The following is a 17650-nucleotide window of genomic DNA, read 5'->3' as shown; positions in this document are numbered from 1 at the left end:
GTTTTCGTGGAAATCTCGGCGCCGAAACCGCAATGCCGCGGTGCCGGCAGGCGGCTCAGCGGAACCGGCGCGCCACGGCGACGTCGCGTGAGCTCAGCAGGAACAGGCCCTGGACAGAGCCGTCGGTGACGGCGAGCTCGCCCGTGGCCGGAACGAGCTGGATGGCCTGCGGCTGGAGCTCCACTGTGTCGCTGATGTCCGCGAGGTCCAGGGCGAGCGGCGTGAACGCCCCCTGGGTGGTGAAGCGGAACTGCATGTCCTGCTCGGGCACGCCGCCCGTGACCGCGAACCGGAACATCGGGTTGATGAACGCCCCCGGATCACCGTCGGTGACGCGCCCGTCGGGCGGTGTGTGGACGACGCGCCCGTTGAGCCGCGAGAGGCGCGTGTCGCACGAATTCCGGCAGGCGCCCGTCGCGGGATCGGCGATCACGTGGTGCAGGAAGCCGGCGCCGTTGCTCCGGACGACCCACTGGCCCCCTGCGCGGATGCCGAGCTGCACCGAGCCGGCGAAGCAGCACGCCGCGAACTTGGCCTCGGCCTCGGCGGCCGGAGCGAACTCGAGGTGGTCGTCGTAGGCCTCCTCGATGCGGAGCGCCGGGCGCGACGTGATGACGCTGCCATACTTCGCGTTGCAGGTGTCGAACGAGCACACGGACGAGTCGACGTTGTTCCAGTAGGTGGCGTCCTCGTCCGGGAGCTCGGACGTGATCTGCGCGAAGTCGGCGAGCTGCTCGGCGCGGGTCTCGGCCTCGCCCTCCGGGACGCCCGCGGCCTCCAGCTGCGCCTTCACGCTGGTCAGGCTCTGGACGCCGCGGCGGCAGAAGCGGGCGTCCGCGCCCCTCAGGTAGAGGTTCTCGTCGAAGGCCACGGCGGCCCGGGTGATCGACGTGAACACCCCCTCGTAGGTCACGGTCCACGTCTCGTTGGCGATGTGCACCCGCGGGTCCTCGAGGTTCATCGTCAGCGCGTGCTGCGGTCCGCCGGACCTCAGCACGAGCCCCTGCTCGTCGAGCTCGCTCTCAGCGCTGTCGCTCGACGCGATCGCCTCGCGCTGCACCCCCACCGCGAGCGCGAGGTCAGGCGCGGCCCCCTCGGACGGGAACGTGGCGCGCATCTTCGGGCTCTCCGCGGAGAGCGGCACGACCGCGCCGCTGCGATCGTAGAGGATCGGCAGGCCCTGCACGCCGGGCTCGATCTGGCCGGAGCCGTCGCTCGCGACGACGTAGGTCTCGGAGCGGACGGCGTGCGGGAGGACGACGTTGCAGGACGCCTCGCCGCTCGTCTCGAGCGGCGGGCTGCTCGGCGCAGCGTCCGCATCGCAGCCCGCGCGGACGCTCTGGCGCTCCGGTCCGCGGCAGGCCGCGTCGAGGTCGTCGATGTCGACGATCGCGACCTGGCCGTTCGTGAGCGCCATGTACGCGAACGTGCCCCGGAGCTTCAGCGGGCCGGCGCCGGAGTCGCGATCGGCCGACGTGCGGTACAGCGTCTCGATGTCGCACGACGTGACGCTGCTGTCGCACGGCGTGAGCTTCGGATCGGGGCTGCACCGGATCCCCCTCGGCACCACGCCCGTCGCCGGGAGGCTCTTCGGGACGTCGCGCTGCACGATCGCGAGATCGCGGACAGGCGCCGGCAGGCGGACGCGGTCGGGCGGCTGGAACGGGTTCCAGTCCGGATTCTCGCGAGAGAGCGGCGACCGGCTGGGCGCGCCGTCGCTGACGTCGAAGACCATCACGCTGCCGTCGCCGGCGTCGACCGCGTAGAGGTAGCGGCTGAAGTCGGGGGGCGACGCCAGGCTCACCGCGAGGCGCGTCGTCGTGACGACGCGCCCTGGGTCGAGCGTCGACGCGGGCAGCAGCGGGGGCTGCTCGCTCGGCTCGCAGGGCGTCGGGAGGTCGACGACGTGGATCACCGGCGCGTCGAGATCGCCGACGTACAGCCGGTTGCCGGAGAGCGCGAGCCCCGCGGGCCGGGCCTTGTCGAAGGTCTGCTCCGGGCTCGCCGCGGCCGCTGGCTGAGCGCACTCGGGACCGTGCGGCGCCTCGTCGGGCGTCGCGGCCGGCGGGAGCGAGACTTCGAGAGGGACCCACCGCTCCACGTCGCACGCCTTGAAGCCGCCATCCTCGCTCTCGAGGAGGTTCTGCGCGTCGATCACGGCGATGCCGCCGAGATCGGGCAAGGTCACGAGGAGCTTCTGGCGGCCGCCGCCCTCCATGTCCAGGCTCCCGTTCGACGTGGAGCAGACGTCGTCCACGAACGCACCGGGGTCGCCAGGCTCGGTCGGCTCGACGTCGTACCTGCCTTCGCACGAGCTCCGCAGCTTGCCGCTGCCCTCCGGGTCCGGCGGGTCGGCGACGAGCAGCATCTCACCCGGCGCCGAGGGGAGCGAGCAGGCCGGCCAAGAGCTGAGCGACGGGACCGGGCAGCCTTCGCGCGGCAGCACCTTCGCCGACGGGAGCGCGTAGATCCCCGCGCGCCCCGGCTCCGCGACGGCGACGAACGACGCGGTCCCGCCCGGCGTCGCGACGATGTCGACCGGCTGCGCGCCGACCGGGAGGAAGCTCGGGGCGGGCGTGCCCGGGTCCCGATCGACGGTCAGCGCCGACTCGGTCGTCATGTCGACGATCGCGACCTCGCCGCGCGCTGTCTGCGTGACGAGGCCGTAGAGGTGCGGGAGCGTGGCCCTGCCCGCGTCCTTGGCGTCGACCTCGTAGTCCGTGGACGACTCGACGGTGCGGTACGAGCAGTCCGTGATCGGCAGCGAGCGCATCACGCCCGGCTTGTCCGGATCCGGCCGGTCGACGGCGAGGCAGACGAACGCGCTGCGGCCGGACTGCGCCAGGGCCTCGACGGTGACCGGCGTGGCCTCCCCGGCGCACCCGGCGAGCGCCAGGGCGGAGGTGGAGGCGAGGAGCGCGAGGCGCGGCTTCATTGGGACTCCCGGGGCGGGACGGGCGTGCCCACCGTGAGGATCATCGTTCCGAACGTGCTCGCCTTGCGCATGTCGAGGTCGACAACGCCGAGGTACGAGTCGGTGAAATGCGCGATGTACATGAGGGAATAGGTGTCGCGGCCGGCGCCGCCCTGCTCGCGGTCGCAGCGCTCCTTCTCGTCGCCGCACGCGGAGCCCGTGTCGAACGCGAGCGCCTGCGGCCCGCGCCCAGTCTTGATGACGGCGTCGACGCGGCGCGCTTCCGGGTCGTAGGAGAACGCGAGCCCCGCGTCGAACGCGAGCGCGAAGACCCTGCGGCGAGGCACGCCTTCCGGGTCGATCACCTCGCCGATCTCGATCCGAGACGGGTAGGCGCCGAGCGGGGCGGCGTCGTGGAACGCGATCGTGTCGTACACCGAGGCCCGCCCCTCCGTGCCGACGTCCGAGCCCTTCTTGACCAGCGTCGTCGTCAGCTCGCCGATGAGCAGCGAGTTCGGGCCGCGATGCGCCACGTACACCGGGATCGGGATCTCCACGCACCGCTCGAGGCACTCGGCCACGTCTGCGCCACCCGCGCAGCCGTCCTCGCACGCCTGCCGCTCGCTCGCGTCGAACGCGACCCCGCGGGAGTCGGTCCCCCTCGCGAGCTCGGTGATCGGCGTCGGGGTCGACTCGTTCAGGCGCGGCGCCGCGCCTGAAGCGGCGTCCTGATAGCGGAGAAGGCCGAGCTCCGACGACGCGATGTACGTGACCGCGAACGCGGGCTGGTAGTCGATCCCCCACCCGTTCTTCTCCAGCTCGCCGAGCACGCTCGGGCGCGGCACGGCCGCGAGCTCCGTCGGTCCGAGGCCTAGGTCGGTGAGGACGTACGCCAGCTGCGGCCTCTCGCTCGCTTCCCAGCGGTTCACGATGACGCTCGCGGCGTTCTCCGTCTGGTGCGAGACGACGATGCTCGTCCCGTCCGGACCGGCGGCGATCCCGAACGGCTCCAGCGGCAGCTTGCGCCGGATGAGCTCCTGGCCGGGGTCTTCCCCGATGCGGTGATCTCTGCCGCAGCGCCCGCCCGCCGCGCTCGCGCCGCAGTCCAGCCGAAAGCAGGCCTCGCCCTGGCAACGCTGCGCGCCGGCGTCGTCGAACCGGTCGTCGGCGACGTCGAAGAAGGTCACCGAGGGGTCGCCGCGCACGGGCACGAACAGGCGCGCCTGCCGCTCCGCGCCGGGGTCGGCGGCCTCGCCGCTGAGCGGCCTGTGCACGAGGAGGAGGTTGGACGCGAACGCGCCGATCACGGCCGAGCTCCGGACGACCTCCTCGTCGCCCTCGAGGGCGGAGAGGTTGAGCGGCCCGCACGGCCCCGGGTAGAGCGACGACGCGGCGTTCGTCTTCAGCCCCACCGCATCGCACGCACCGCGCACGCCGCCGCTGGCGTCCTGCCCGCCAGGAGCGAGCCCCGACTGGAGCGTGAGCGCCCGCTTGCGCAGCCGCTGGAGATCCAGCGCCTGGACCGTGCCGCCGTTGAACTGGAGATCGAAGTCCGAGTTCGCGACGTAGAGGACCCGTCCGCCGGGAGACACCGCCAGGCCCGTCGGGTAGTAGAGCCCCTCGACCGGCGGCGGCAGCCCCTCGCCCTCGACGAAGCAGCCCACGCCCCCGAGCCCGCCCACGATCGAGGCCGCGAGGCCCACGCCAACGATGCGAGGTGTCTGGAGAAGTGTGCGGGCGAGCTTCATGCGGGCGCGGAGACTAGTCAGCACCTGGAGCACTGGCAACCCGCTCCTCTCCGCGGGTTCGTTTGCGGCGGACGCGCGGCGAGCGCGCGGCGCTCGCAGCGGTCCTCCTGGCGAACGAGCGGCAGACGCCGCTGCGAAGGCCCTCGTTTCTCGCCTGCACCTGCCGCAGCGCAGCACGGCCGCACGGCCTGCCCCGGGGTGAGCGCGCGCGGCCCGCCAGGCGCGGCCTCCTCCTGGCGAGACGCTCTGCTCCGGGCGAGCGCTCTGCAGCGGCCGCCCGTCACGGGGTGGCGAGCCCTCGGCGGGGTGAGATGGCGCTCCCCTGCGCCGGGTGGTGCCCAAGGTGCGCCCCTGCGGTGCGGGCTCCGCAGGTCAAGGTCGACCGGGATCGATCGCCGTCGTCCGTCCCCCTGCACGTTGATCTCGGAGACGCGGCGCGCCTTTGCTACGTTGGTCGCCGGGACATGGCCGATCTCGCAGCCGCCCTTGTCATGGGAATCGCCCTTCTTGGGCTGATCTATTGGTATTTTCGCTCGAACAACGGCGACCGGGCCCGGCCTCGCGCGGCGACGACGCTGACGCAGGGGGGCCCAGGAGCTCAAGCCCTCGACGAGGGGGAGGGAGATCTCGACGATTCAACGACGAGGACAGGCGCAGCAGGGTTGCGGGGCGGCACGCCCGCGAGCGAGAGCGCCCACGCGAAGACCACCGGAAGTCACGGCCGCACCGAGCGGATCTCGAGCGCCGACTGGAAGCGATCGAACGGCTCATCGCGCCGCGACGACGACGATGACGCGTTCGACGACGATGACGACGACCTCACGCTGATCACGCTGGCGCCGCCGGAGGTGCTGCAGAGCACGATCAAGCGCGCGAGCATCCCGTCCTACGGCGGCGACGATGACGACGACGACGATGATGACGACGGGCACGAGCGCGAGGAGCCGTCCGCCGTCCCCATCATCTACGACGACGAGGCGGCCGTCGACGAGCCGACCAGCTCGTCGCCGCTGCTGCTCATCAGCGCCGTCGGACAGACGGATCCCGGCCAGAAGCGCAAGAAGAACGAGGACTGCTACCTCTGCCTGGACGAGCACTACCTGTTCGCCGTGGCGGACGGCATGGGTGGCCACGCGGGCGGCGACGTCGCCAGCCGCCTCGCGGTCGACACGATCGCGCGCGCGTTCAAGGATCAGTCGTTCGTGGAGAGCGACGAGGAGAGCCCCTACCCCGACGTCCCGCGTCGCGGCAGCGAGCTCGCGGTCGCGATCCAGCAAGCGAACCAGGCGATCTACGAGCGGGCCCACGCCGAGCGGAGCCTCACGGGCATGGGCACGACCCTCGTCAGCGCGCGGTTCTCGCCCAACAAGCAGCGCCTCTACATCGGCCACGTGGGCGACAGCCGCTGTTATCGCCTGCGCGACAACGAGCTGACGCAGCTCACCACCGATCACACGATGGGCGCGGCGGGGATCACCGGGCCGATGGCGAACCACCTGAGCCGGGCGATCGGAATCTCCCCCGCAGTCAAGGTCGATCTGATCATCGCCCGGCCCCACCCCGGCGACGTCTACCTCCTCTGCTCCGACGGCCTCTCGAAGATGACGAGCCACGAGGCCATCCGCGACATCCTGCTCGCCGAGCCCGATCCCGAGAAGGCGTCGCAGGCGCTCATCGAGAAGGCGAACGCGGGCGGCGGGCGGGACAACATCACCGTCATCCTCGTCCGCGTCAGCGACCCCAAGGACCTCGCGCGGCTCGCCTCGCGCGCCGGCGCCAGCGCCGGCGCCAGCGCAGGCTGACCGCTCGCCGGCCGCTTCCCCCCTCGCCTTCTCCCTCCCCCTCCAACGAGATCGACCGCGCGCGGCGCTGACCGGGAGGTCCGCGCGGCGGGCGGAGCACGCCCGCCGCCCGCAGGCCACTGCAGACAGCGTGTCTGCATTGCCACGAGTCCCGACGGATCCTCATGCTCCGCGCGGGTCGGCTGCCCACGTGTATACGGGCGAGTGATCACGCTCGTCACGGATTCGGATCCCGCTCGCGCATAATCGCGATTTCGCGGCCATTACGATTCGCGGGCTTCGATTATCACTTCGATTGATGCTTGCCGGGCTCGCAAAGAGAAACGACGTGAGCTCTTGACGTGCTTTGGCTCGAGAGGGCTTCATGGCGGCCACGAATGGCTCGTCTATCGGAGCCGCTGATCGGGGATATGGCACGCTCGTTTCTCTGCATGATCGCCTTCGCCTCTCTGCTGCTCAGCGCGCCCTCGCTCGCGGCAGAGCCGGCGCGCCGCGCGCTGCGGCTGCGCTACAGCGAGGGTGCGCAAGCGGCCTCGTGCCCTGGAGAGCGCGCGCTGCGCGAGCGGATCCGGCTGCGCGTCGGGTACGATCCTTTCCGCGAGGACGCGACCGAGGAGGTCGACGTCGCGATCAGGCCTCACGGCGCCCACGTCGTCGCGACGACCACCTACCGGAACGCCGACGGGCGGGTCTCCGGCCGGGGCTTCGACCTCTCGCACGGAGACGGCGCCTGCGAGCAGCTCACCAACACCGTCGCGCTCGCGATCTCCTTCGCGCTGACGCCGTTCGCGAGCGACGAACGAGCGCCCGCCGCGCCGCCTCGCCCAGAGAGCGCGCCGGCGCGCCCGGAGCCTGCGGGCGGGCCCGGCGAGCCATGGAGTTCGGCGCGGATCGGCACGGGCGCGATAGCGGGGCTCGGGGTGCCCGAGGGGCCGTTCGGCGGCGCCTCCTTGCTCTTCAGGGTTCGCTGGTCACAGAGCCTCTCCTTCTCGCTGGAGAGCCGGGGCACGTTCGCCGTCTCGAACCCAAGCGCGCGCGGAAACGGCGAGGTGTCGAGTCCATACGCCCCGAGCCCCGGCGGGAGCACGAGCGTGAGATCGCCGTACCTGCGCACGCACGCGAGCGGGGCGTTCGCTCCGTGCCTCCACACGGGCGACCTGCTCGTCACATGCGCTCTCGTCGAGATGGGCGTGGCGCACGTCGGCGATCGGTCCGCCCCCGCCACCGACGTGTCTCTGCTGTTCATGGGGCTCGGGCTCCGCGGCGGGATCGAGCTCGCGCTCAACGACGCGCTCTCGTTCTATTCGCACGCCGAGGTCCTCGTCTCCTTCGGGCTCCTCGACCCCCCGCTCGCCGGCGCGCTGAGAGCTCCGCGTCCGAGCGCCTCCATCGGCGCCGGGCTCCTCGCGGGGTTCTGAGCGCACGGAGGGGTGCGCGCGGGCAGGAGGATGGTGCGGACGGCGCGACGGCGCGGATGCTGGTTGGAATTTTCGAGCGCCGTGCCTTGCTCGCCCCGCTCATGGAGGGCGCCACGCTGCGGAGCAGCACGACGATAACGCGCGACTCGGGCTTCGGCCCAGGTCGCCCGCCGGGGCTCCGCGCCGCGCAGAACGCCTTCTCGCTGGCATGAAGACGCGAGGTTCGCGTAGCCTATCCGGACGGTGCTCCCGGAGTCCACCGACCCGACCGACCGCTTCATGATCGAAGCCCGCAGCCGAAGCGGCGGCATGGGTGATATTTTCAAGGGCACGGATCAGACCACCGGCGCCCCTGTCGCGCTCAAGGTCCTGCGCGCCGCCGCGTCGCCCCAGGAGCGCGCCCGCTTCGCGCGCGAGATCGCGATCCTCGCCGATCTGCGGCACCCGAACATCGTCCAGTACATCGCTCACGGCACCTGCCTCGACGGGCGCCTCTTCTTCGCGATGGAGTGGCTGGACGGCGAGGATCTCGGGCAGCGCCAGCGGCGCGCGCCGCTCGGCATGCGCGACTCGGTGGAGGTCGTCCGGCGCAGCGCCGCCGCGATGGCCGCCATCCACGCCCGCGGCGTCGTCCACCGCGACCTCAAGCTCTCCAACATCTTCCTCGTCCGCGGCAAGGGCACCGCGATCAAGCTGATCGACTTCGGCGTCGTGAAGCTCGCGGTGCCGGACGACTGCCCCACCGAGCGCGGCACGATCATCGGCACCCCGCACTTCATGGCGCCCGAGCAGGCGCGCGGCGAGGCGGTCGACGCGCGGGCCGACGTGTACTCGCTGGGCGCCGTCCTGTTCCGCCTCGTCACGGGCAGGAACGTGTTCGAGACCGAGAACGCGATCGCCCTGCTCAGCCGCCTCGTGATCGAGGATCCCCCGCGCGCGCAGCAGATCCGCTTCGACGTGCCCGAGGCCCTCGACGAGGTGCTCGCGCGCGCCATCGCCCGAGATCGCGAGCAGCGGTACGAGAACGGCGGCGAGCTGGCGCGGGCGCTCGCGCGGGTCGGGGAGCTGAACAACGATCCTCCCGCGACCGACAGGTCCGCCTCGATCGTCCGGCGCGCGGCCGCGCAGGAGATCATGCCGGGGCCCGCCGGGCCAGGCGACGAGCGGCCGCAGGTGCGGCTCGCCAACGGCGAGCGGCGCGTCGTCGCCTGCGCGCTCTTCGAGCTGGGTGCCGGGCCGCTCCGCCCCGAGGTGGACGCCGCGCTCCGCGAGGCCCTCGGCGACGATCCGCGGTTCGAGCCGCTCCCCGACGGGAGGCTCGTCGCGGCGCTCGGGGTGGAGCGCTCGCGGGGCGATGAGGTGGCCCGCGCCGCGCGGGCGGCGCTGACCGTCGCCCGATCGACGCCGGGCGCGCGGGCCTCGGTCGCGATCGGGCACGCCGTCCGCGGCCGGGCGAGCCTCGCCGGCGAGGCGCTCGAGCGCGCTGCCCAGCAGCTGGAGTTCGCGGCGCCCGGCGCGGTCCGGATCGACGCGCACGCGACCGCGGCTCTGGAGGGGCGGTTCGTGGTCCAGGAGGACGCGCGCGGCGGCGTGCTCGTCCACGAGGACGCCGCCGGCTTCGACGCGCGCAAGCTCGCCGGGCTCCCCACGGCGACCCTCGGGCGCGAGCACGAGCTCGCGAGGCTCCAGGGCATCTTCAAGCAGATCGCCGAGGACGGCGCGCCGCGCGCGGCGCTCGTGACCGGCCCCGCCGGCATCGGCAAGAGCGGCGTCCGCGCCGCGTTGATCCAGCACCTCGAGACGGCGCCGCACGCGCCGATCATCCTGCTCTGCCGCGGCGACGCGATGAGCCAGGGCGCGGGCATCACGGGGCTGGGCCGCGCCCTGCGCTCGCTCATGGGCGTCCGCGACTGCGAGCGCCTCGAGGACCAGGTGCAGAAGGTGAGCGCCCACGTGGCGATGCGCCTGGCCCGCCCGCTCCGCTTCCTCGCCGGCTTCATCGGGGAGCTCGCCGGCGTGCCCTTCCCGGACGAGGACAACGAGCCGCTGCGCGCTGCCCGCGAGAGCCCGCAGCTCATGGAATCGCGCACGCGGATGGCGGTGGAGGCGTTCTTCCGCTCGAAGTCCGAGACCACGCCGCAGATCCTGGTCATCGAGGACATGCACTGGGCCGACAGCACCACCGTCCAGCTCGTCGACTGGCTGCTCGGCTGCGCCGATCTCCGCTTCGGGGTGTTCGGCTTCGCGCGGCCCGAGCTCTCCGCCCGGTTCCCGTCGCTGTGGGAGCACCGCGACGTGACCCGCGTGACGCTCGCCCCGCTGTCCCCGCAGGCCGCGGATCGGCTCGTGGCGGACGCCCTCCCGCAGGCCGACCCTGGCACGCGCGGGGCCATCGCGCAGCGCGCCGGCGGCTATGGGCTCTTCCTGGAGGAGCTCATCCGGTCCGCCGCGGAGGGGCGGGACGGCGTGCCGCTCAGCGTGCAGGCCCTGGTGCAGGTCCGCGTCGACCGCATGTCGAGCGGGGTGCGCGGGGCGCTGCGCGCCGCTTCCGTCTTCGGACAGGTCTTCTGGACGGCGGGCGTCGCTGCGCTGCTCGAGCGCGCCGTGGGCGCGGAGCTCGCCGAGCTGGAGGCGGGCGAGATGATCGCGCGCCAGCTGGAGCCGCGGGTCCCGGGGCAGGTGCAGTGGACGTTCCGGCAGGCGGTCGTGCGCGACGCGGCGTACGCGTCGATCCTCGAGGAAGACCGGGCCGCGCTCCACATCGCCGCCGCCGCCTGGCTCGAGTCCGCGGGCGTCGATCCGGGGCTCATCGCGCGCCATGCGGAGGCGGGCGGCGACAAGGCGCGGGCCGCGCTGCTGTACGCGCGCGCGACGCGGGACACGGCGGCGAGCGGCGCGGGGCTCGACGAGGCGCTCGAGCTCGCGACGCGCGGGCTCGCCTGCGGGGCCGAGGGGACCACGCGCGCAGCGCTCCTGGTCCGCCGCGGGGAGATCCTCGAGCTCCTCGGCCGCCTCGACGAGGCGCTCGACGCCGCGGAGCAGGCGTCGCGCCTCGCGCTGCCCGGCTCGGATCTGTGGGGCGAGGCGCAGGTCGTCGCGGCGACCTGCATGATCGAGACAGGCCAGAGCGCCGAGGGCGACGCGCGCGCCGCGTCCGCGCTCTCTCCGCAGTTCGCGGCGGCGCTCTCACCCTCGATCCGCGCGAAGCTCCTCGCGTCGCGCGTCCGCGCCCTCGCGGCGCTGGGCCGGCCCGCCGAGGCGCTCCGCGCCGCGCACGCGGCCATGGAGGCCGCGCGCGGGAGCGGCTCGACCGACGCGCTCCTCCACGCCCGGGAGGCCCACCTGACCGCGCTGATGCACGCCGGCGACCTGGCCGCCGCGGCCTCCCTGGGCGCGTCGCTCGTCGCGGACGCCGACGGGGCCGGCGACGCCGTCATCGCGGCAAGGGCCCGCCTGAGCGCCGGCTCGGCGCTGAACCAGCTCGGCCTGTTCGAGGAGGCGCAGGCGCTGCTCGAGCGCGCGCTGCTCGACGCGCGGAGCCGGAAGCTCCGGGCGATCGAGGGGTTCGCGCTGCACAACCTCGGCATGTCGCACGCGCGGCTCGGCAACATCGAGGAGGGCGTCGCGCTCGAGCGCCAGGCGAGCGAGATCGCCGACGCGTGCCAGATCTCCCGCCTCAGGTTCGCCGGCCGGCTGTACGAGGCGCTCTTCCTCGTCTGGCGCGGCGCCCCCGGCGACCACGCGACCGCCCACGCCGTCGCGCGCTGGCTCTGCGAGGAGGCGGCGCACCGCGCGGCCGCGCTGCAGGCGATGGCGAGCTTCGCGATGGCCCGCGTCCAGCTGGCGCGCCGCGAGCTCAGGGCCGCGGTCGACGCGGCGCGCGAGGCGTCGCGCCACCTCGCGGGGGGGCCCATCGAGGAGTGGAGCGACGCGATCCGCGTCACGCTCGTGGAGGCCCTCCTCGCGATCGGGGAGGAGCGGGAGGCGAACGCCGCGCTCGACGCCGCGTTCTCCGCCCTGGCCGCGCGCGTCGAGGCCCTGCGGGATCCCCGCCAGCGCGACGCGTTCCTTCGGGGGAACGACGACGTCGGGCGCCTGATCGCCCTCGCCCGAGAGCGCCTCGGCCGGTCGCTGCCCTCGACGCAGCGGCCGCCGCACGCGGCGGACGCGTCCGCCCAGCGGGCCGCCGGGGCGCCGTCGCGGAGCAAGGTCACGAAGACCGCCGGCGCCTCGGGGCGGAAGGAGCGCGCCGAGGCGCCGAGCAACGACCCGGCTGCGCACCGGAGCGCGAGCCCTGCGCAGAGCAAGGACGCGCACGCCGAGGGCGCGGCGGCGGCGGCGCACGAGAAGGGCGCGCCACGTTCTTGACGTTGGGTGGCCGGGTAGCTAAGGCCATCCGCGATGCGAAACAACGCTCCTGAGCGGCTCGTCGCGCGCTGTTCCACGTTCTCCACCCCTGCGCGTCCGGCCGGCGCGACCCAGGGTGCTCCGCTGGCAGCCCGCCCGACCTCGGGCCGGCGGCTCACGGCGCGCGTCCTGCCGCTGCTCGCGGCCGCGGCGCTCGGCAGCGCGGCGCTGCTGTCGCCCGCGCCCGCGTCCGCGCAGTCGAAGATCGCCGTCGTCGACGTGCGCCGCGCCATGCTGGAGACCGAGGAAGGGCTCCGCGTCCAGGCGACGCTCAAGAAGCTGTTCGACAGCCGCCAGGTGGAGCTCGACACGAAGCGCCGCGCGCTCGACGACGAGCGGGACAAGCTCGACAAGGAGGCCCAGGCGGGCAAGACGCCGAAGGACGTCCTCCAGCGCAGGTTCGAGACCTGGCAGCGCCAGGCCGCCGAGTTCCAGGCGACGACGCTCGACGCCCAGCGCGAGATGCAGCGCAAGGAGAGCGAGCTCACGACGCCGATGCTGCAGAAGGTGCTCGGCCTCCTCCGGCGCCTCGCGGCGCAGGAGGGCTACGACCTCATCCTCGACAAGTCGGCCGTGCCCTACTACCGCGCCGATCTCGAGCTCACCGATCGCGCGATCCAGCTGTACAACAGCGGGCAGGCCGGCGAAGCGCCGCCCGCGAAGGGCGCGCCGCCGGCCAAGGGCGCGCCGCCCGCCGCCCCGGCGAAGCCTGCCGCGCCCGCCAAGAAGTAGCCGCGTAGCGTACGTCGCTCGAGCGGCGCTCGTGGCTCACGCCGCGCGGCGCGATATCCTCCGGGCGGGGGCACGAGCGCGAACGGGCGCTGCGCGGCCACCTGTCACGGAGGTGGTTCGGTGGGCTCTTTTCTCGTCGGCCGGGGAGCGCGCCTCACGGCCTGCATCGGGCTCGGCGCGGCAGGCGCCCTGGCCGCTCCCGCCGCCTGTCTGTACCCCGAGTACACCTTCGATGAGCCCGAGCCTTCCGGGAGCGCCAGCCGCAGCTCCAGCGGGGACGGGGCGGAGGACTGCGCGAACGGCGCCGACGACGACGGCGATGGCCGGATCGACTGCGCCGATCCCGCGTGCGGCGACTTCGTGTGCACGGCGGCCGTGCCGGAGGGCTGGAGCGGCTACTTCGCGCTGTTCGACGGCGAGCCCGCGATGGATCCGGGCTGCCCACCCGAGTTCGCCGCGGGGCCGCCGTTCGTCGGAAACCGCGGCCTGTCCGCGCCGCCGGCGAGCTGCGCGTGCTCGTGCGGTCCCGCGGAGGGGCAAGGCTGCGATCCGGTGGACGGGATCACGATCACCGTCGCGGACGCGCCTTGCGGATCGGAGCCGCACTGCCTCTTCCCGCTCGAGACGCCCGGCTGGGAGGCCCAGGTGTGCAGAGGCCCCGATGGAGTCTTCAGCGACAGGCTGACCTGCGGGCCGAGCAGCAACACGGAGTGCTCGGCGACCACCGGCGCGCCGTGCGCCGTCTCGGTCAGCGTGAGCCCGCTCGCGGCCTCCGGCGGCGCGTGCGCGCCGAGCGCCGTGCAGGTGCAGAGGCCGGACCCCAGGTGGACTCGCCTCGGCCGCGCGTGCGCCGCGGCCGAGCCGCTCGGCCGGGGCTGCAACCTCGGCCAGGTCTGCGCGCCGAAGCCAGCCGCGCCGTTCGAGGGCGGCCTCTGCATCGCCAGGGACGGCGACGCCGTCTGCCCGCCGGGCCCCTACACGGAGCGGCATGTCTTCTACACCGACGTCGAGGACAGCCGCGGCTGCGACGACGACTGCGCGTGCGGCGCGCCGTCGGGCGGGACGTGCCCGACGACCGTCGCCCTCTACTCCGACGCGCAGCTGCACACCTGCTCGATGCGGGTGACGGAGCTGCCTGCGGGCAGCTGCAAGGACCTCGAGGACAACCCCTCCGTCGTGGGCCGCAAGGTGACGTCGCTCGGCGCGCCTACCGGCGGTGCGTGCCTGCCGAGCGGCGGCACGCCCCGCGGAGAGGCCCGCGGCGCGAGCCCACGGACGTTCTGCTGCCGCACCTGACACGCCCGCTGGCCCGGAGGGCGCCCGGCCTCAGAAGCTGCCGGCGACGCTGAGCCCCGCGAGGTCGGCGCCGGGCGCCTGCGGCAGGACCTCCGCGCGGCGGACGCCCGCGCGGGCGCGCCGCCCGGCCGCAGCGGCGGCGGCGCGGGCGCTCGCGTCCGGCGCGGCCGCGCTGCCGCTCATCACGAGCAGGGTGATCCCCGCGGCGACGCCGACGACACCGAGCCCGATCGCCGCCTCGGCAACGCCCGTGTAGAGCCGGCCTCGATCGGCCACGGGCCTGGCGGAAGGAGGGCAGCTCCTGTCGCCGCCGCACAGCGCATCGAGATCGCTCAGCGTGCCGGCGCGGAGGCCGAGGAAGACCGCACCCACCGCCCCGCTCGCGATCCCGGCGCCGAGGACGGCGAGGCCCGGCGCCTTCGATGGACGCGTCGCCGGCAGGCCCTCCATCGCGGCCCTCGGCGGCACCTCCGCGGGCGCGCCTCCCGGTGACGCGCTCGCCGGCCGCGGCGCCGCCGGCGGATCGGCGAGCGCGATCTCCACGGTCTTCGCGTCCCGCTCCTCGAGCGTGACGGTCTCCCGCGCCGCCTCGCGATCGCCGACCCGGGCCGAGACGACGTGGGGCCCTGGATCGACCGGGATGTCGGCGCTCATCTCCGAGGCGCCGAGCGCGGCGCCGTCGAGCAGGATCGTGGCGGTGAGCGCCCCCGCGCCGCGGCGGATCGCGAGCCTCGGGATGCGCGCCTCGAGGTCCTCGATCCGCGCGCCGACGTTCGCGCTCACGTCGTTCGCCCGGGGGTCCCCGTCGGCCGCGGCCGCGGCGACGCGGTAGTTGCCGAGCGCCGAGACGAGCTTGCCGAGCCGCGCCTCGCACTCCGCGATGTTGAACAGCACCTGCGGCGTCCGCCGCACGCCCGCGACCGCCTGGAACTTCACGAGCGCCGCGGCGCAGTGGTTCGCCGCGCTGAGCGCGACCCCCTCCTGGAAGAGCGCCCGCGCCTCCGCGAGCTCCTCCCTAGACTGGGCCCTCGCCGAGGGCGGCGCGCTCAGCGCGGCGCCGAGCGCCCAGGCCGAGATGACCAGCCGCCAGCCGCTCCTCCGAAGTCCGCGTCGCTCCATGCATCCCCCCTGGCGGGCACCGCGCCCCTCTTCGCGCTCGGCTCGGCTCGCGTGCGTCCGAGCGCCGACGCGCCGTTTACCCTACGCGCCGGCGGGGCCGCGTCCAGCGGCCCGGGGCGCCGGAAGCGCGCGCCGCGATCGGCCGCCAGGCCTGGATCGCCTCCTCCTGCGCCACCACGAAGTCGTGCGGATCGAAGCGCACGAAGTGCCCGGTGCGGATGATCAGCTCGCGCTGGAGCAGCCGGCGCTCGCCCGGGGTGACCCGCCCCGTGTCCAGCTCGTCGAGCACGACGTCGGGTGTGTAGGGGCGCCCGCGGCGGTAGCGCGCGCTCATGTCCCAGCCCTGGCAGCGCTCGCGCCAGAAGGCCCGCCAGCGCGCGGCGTCCACCGTGGGCTGCTCCTCCATCTCCGGCGCCGGCGCCTCGGGCAGGTCGTTGGGATCGCTGACCAGCTGCGCGAGCTTGAGCTCGCGAGGCTCGCCCACGTCGGGCTCGGGCGGATCGGCGACGAAGATCTCCTCGTCCGCCACCGCGACCTCGTCCCACATCCCCGCGCCGGTGATCCGCTCCAGCGCGTAGGCCGCGGCGAGCTTCACGTCCCCGTCGACGTCGCGCTCGAGCAGGTCGATGAGCAGCGGCACCGCGGCGGCCGCGCCGGCCCAGCCCACCGCGAAGATCAGCCCGCGGCGCGGCGCCTCGGCGGCGCGCGAGGCGAGGAGCCGCGCGTCGGCGTCGTCGCCCGCGAGCGCGAGCAGGAGCGCCGCGGTGTCCGCGCCGTCGGCCTCGTCCAGCGCCCCGCGCAGCGCGAGCGGGGCGTGCGGGTGATCCGAGAGCGCCATGGCCGTCCAGGCAGCCTCGCGGAGCGCCGGGTCCGGCGCCGCGAGGGCCCGCTGGATCAGCTCGGGCAAGCGGGGGCCCGGCGTGCAGCCGAGGTGGTGGAGCGCGCACGCCGCCACGGGGGCCGCGTCGTCCGACGCCGCCGCGACGAGCTCGTCCTCGGTCGCGAAGCCGCGGTAGGCCAGGACGTCGATCGCCATCGCGCGGACCAGCGGCTCGGGCTCGCGGAGCAGGCTGCGGAGCGCGAGCGGCAGGAGCTCGTGCGGGACGAGCTTCAAGGCAGCGCCCAGCGCGTCGATGAACGCCCTGTCCTTGCCGCTCCGGAGCAGCGCGAGCTCGGCCGCGGCGAGCGCGTCGCGGCCGGCGAAGCAGCCGAGCACCATCGCGCTCGCGAACGCGACGCTCGCGTCCTTCACGGGCGCGTCGGCCACGAGCCGCGGCACGTGCTCGAGCGCCGGCGCCCCGATCGCCGCGATCACGTCGATGGCCGCGAGCATGCGCCGCTCGAGGACCAGCGCCCCGCGGAAGGGGTCGCCGAGCAGCGGCGCCCGCTGCATGCCGACCATCGCGACCTCCTCGAAGCACTCGCGGGCGCGGGCGCGGAGGAAGGCGAGATCGTCGATCGCGTCGCCGATCTCCGGCGCGAAGCCCGGCGGCGCGGGGCGCGGAGCTCTCTCCTCCGGGCCCGCCGCGGGCGGCCGCGCCTCCGCCGCCGCGGGCAGCGCGCCGGGCGCGGGCGCCTGCTGCTTCAGCGCCTCGACGGCGGCCTTGAGCTCCTCGAACGTGCGCGGCGGCGGGATCGGCGGCGGCGGCTTCGCGACGAGCTCGGCCGGGGGCGGCTCCGGGACCTTGATGAGCGGCGCGAGCGACGCCCGCTGGACCGCGTGCAACCGCGGCCGGTCGCGGCTCGCCAGGATCGGCGGCAGGTCGAGCGGCGGCGCCGGCGGCACGAGGGCGAGCCGCGCCGCCGCTTGCTCGAGCCAGCCGCGCGCGCTCCGGAGCAGCTCGTCCACAGCTGTGAAGCCGGCGTCGAGCCCGATCGCCTGCCCGATCTGCGCGGCGATGTCGTCGGTCTCCGCCAGGGCGGCGCGCACCGCGCCGAGGGGTTCGGCGCGGCCGTCGAAGGCGTCGTAGATCGCGCCGAGGGCACGCTCCAGGGCGCGCGCGGGCCCGGTCAGGTCGGTCACGGGTTCGACGTCGTGCTCGAGCGACAGCGCCGCGCGGCGGAGCGCGGCGTGCGCGTTCTCGAGCTTGTCGTGGGCGAGCAGGTCCGTGCCGGCGGGCGCGGAGGGCTGCCCCTCCTGACCGCCGGGCGCGACGAAGGGCAGGTATGAGAAGGACACGCGCCATGAATACACCTGCGCGAAGGAGGCCCCAA

10 protein-coding genes are annotated in these 17650 nt (G+C 74.4%); 6 read left to right on the top strand and 4 right to left on the bottom strand.

Annotation, left to right across the window (positions count from 1 at the left end):
* Positions 1 to 55: 55 nt before the first annotated feature.
* A complete protein-coding gene (locus WMF29_RS17190; protein ID WP_437329866.1) occupies positions 56 to 2935 on the bottom strand; it encodes a hypothetical protein in 2880 nt (959 codons plus the stop codon).
* Positions 2932 to 4695, bottom strand: coding sequence for a hypothetical protein (locus WMF29_RS17185; RefSeq protein WP_437329865.1), 1764 nt, complete (start codon positions 4693 to 4695; stop codon positions 2932 to 2934). The genes WMF29_RS17190 and WMF29_RS17185 overlap by 4 nt, the downstream gene beginning before the upstream one ends.
* A 431-nt stretch (positions 4696 to 5126) precedes the next feature.
* On the opposite strand from WMF29_RS17185, the gene WMF29_RS17180 reads away from it, so the two are divergent.
* The 6 genes from WMF29_RS17180 (at position 5127) to WMF29_RS17155 (ending at position 14317) form a co-directional block, all read left to right on the top strand.
* Positions 5127 to 6464: a PP2C family protein-serine/threonine phosphatase gene (locus WMF29_RS17180; protein WP_437329864.1), complete on the top strand. Its 1338-nt coding sequence runs from the start codon at positions 5127 to 5129 to the stop codon at positions 6462 to 6464.
* Between the two features lie 410 nt (positions 6465 to 6874).
* Positions 6875 to 7882, top strand: a complete 1008-nt coding sequence (locus WMF29_RS17175) for a hypothetical protein (RefSeq protein WP_437329863.1) — start codon at positions 6875 to 6877, stop codon at positions 7880 to 7882.
* A gap of 56 nt (positions 7883 to 7938) precedes the next feature.
* A complete protein-coding gene (locus tag WMF29_RS17170) occupies positions 7939 to 8094 on the top strand; it encodes a hypothetical protein (protein ID WP_437329862.1) in 156 nt (51 codons plus the stop codon).
* A 97-nt stretch (positions 8095 to 8191) separates the two neighbouring features.
* Entirely contained in the window at positions 8192 to 12250 is a 4059-nt protein-coding gene (locus WMF29_RS17165; protein WP_437329861.1) for a serine/threonine-protein kinase, read from the top strand.
* Positions 12251 to 12283: 33 nt separating this feature from the next.
* The gene (locus WMF29_RS17160) at positions 12284 to 13021 is read left to right on the top strand and encodes an OmpH family outer membrane protein (protein WP_437329860.1); all 738 of its coding nucleotides are present in this window, start codon (positions 12284 to 12286) and stop codon (positions 13019 to 13021) included.
* Positions 13022 to 13141: 120 nt separating this feature from the next.
* On the top strand, positions 13142 to 14317 hold the full coding sequence (locus WMF29_RS17155) for a hypothetical protein (protein WP_437329859.1): 1176 nt from the start codon (positions 13142 to 13144) through the stop codon (positions 14315 to 14317).
* A 30-nt stretch (positions 14318 to 14347) separates the two neighbouring features.
* On the opposite strand, the gene WMF29_RS17150 is transcribed toward WMF29_RS17155, so the two are convergent.
* Together WMF29_RS17150 and WMF29_RS17145 are read right to left on the bottom strand one after the other, a co-directional pair.
* Complete coding sequence (locus WMF29_RS17150; protein WP_437329858.1) at positions 14348 to 15436, bottom strand: PEGA domain-containing protein; 1089 nt, start codon at positions 15434 to 15436, stop codon at positions 14348 to 14350.
* Positions 15437 to 15512: 76 nt separating this feature from the next.
* Positions 15513 to 17615 carry a hypothetical protein gene (locus tag WMF29_RS17145; RefSeq protein WP_437329857.1) on the bottom strand — a complete coding sequence of 701 codons (2103 nt, stop codon included), beginning with the start codon at positions 17613 to 17615 and terminating at the stop codon, positions 15513 to 15515.
* Positions 17616 to 17650: the final 35 nt, after the last annotated feature.

The sequence above is a fragment of the Sorangium sp. So ce381 genome (assembly GCF_051473845.1).
Lineage (GTDB): Bacteria > Myxococcota_A > Polyangia > Polyangiales > Polyangiaceae > Sorangium > Sorangium atrum.
This window is presented reverse-complemented; position numbering and strand designations above follow the sequence as displayed.

Coding starts and splice junctions, on each gene's coding strand:
- WMF29_RS17160 (WP_437329860.1), top strand. CDS start 12,284: ATGCGAAACAACGCTCCTGAGCGGCTCGTCGCGCGCTGTTCCACGTTC.
- WMF29_RS17190 (WP_437329866.1), bottom strand. CDS start 2,935: ATGAAGCCGCGCCTCGCGCTCCTCGCCTCCACCTCCGCCCTGGCGCTC.
- WMF29_RS17180 (WP_437329864.1), top strand. CDS start 5,127: ATGGCCGATCTCGCAGCCGCCCTTGTCATGGGAATCGCCCTTCTTGGG.
- WMF29_RS17150 (WP_437329858.1), bottom strand. CDS start 15,436: ATGGAGCGACGCGGACTTCGGAGGAGCGGCTGGCGGCTGGTCATCTCG.
- WMF29_RS17175 (WP_437329863.1), top strand. CDS start 6,875: ATGGCACGCTCGTTTCTCTGCATGATCGCCTTCGCCTCTCTGCTGCTC.
- WMF29_RS17170 (WP_437329862.1), top strand. CDS start 7,939: ATGCTGGTTGGAATTTTCGAGCGCCGTGCCTTGCTCGCCCCGCTCATG.
- WMF29_RS17165 (WP_437329861.1), top strand. CDS start 8,192: ATGGGTGATATTTTCAAGGGCACGGATCAGACCACCGGCGCCCCTGTC.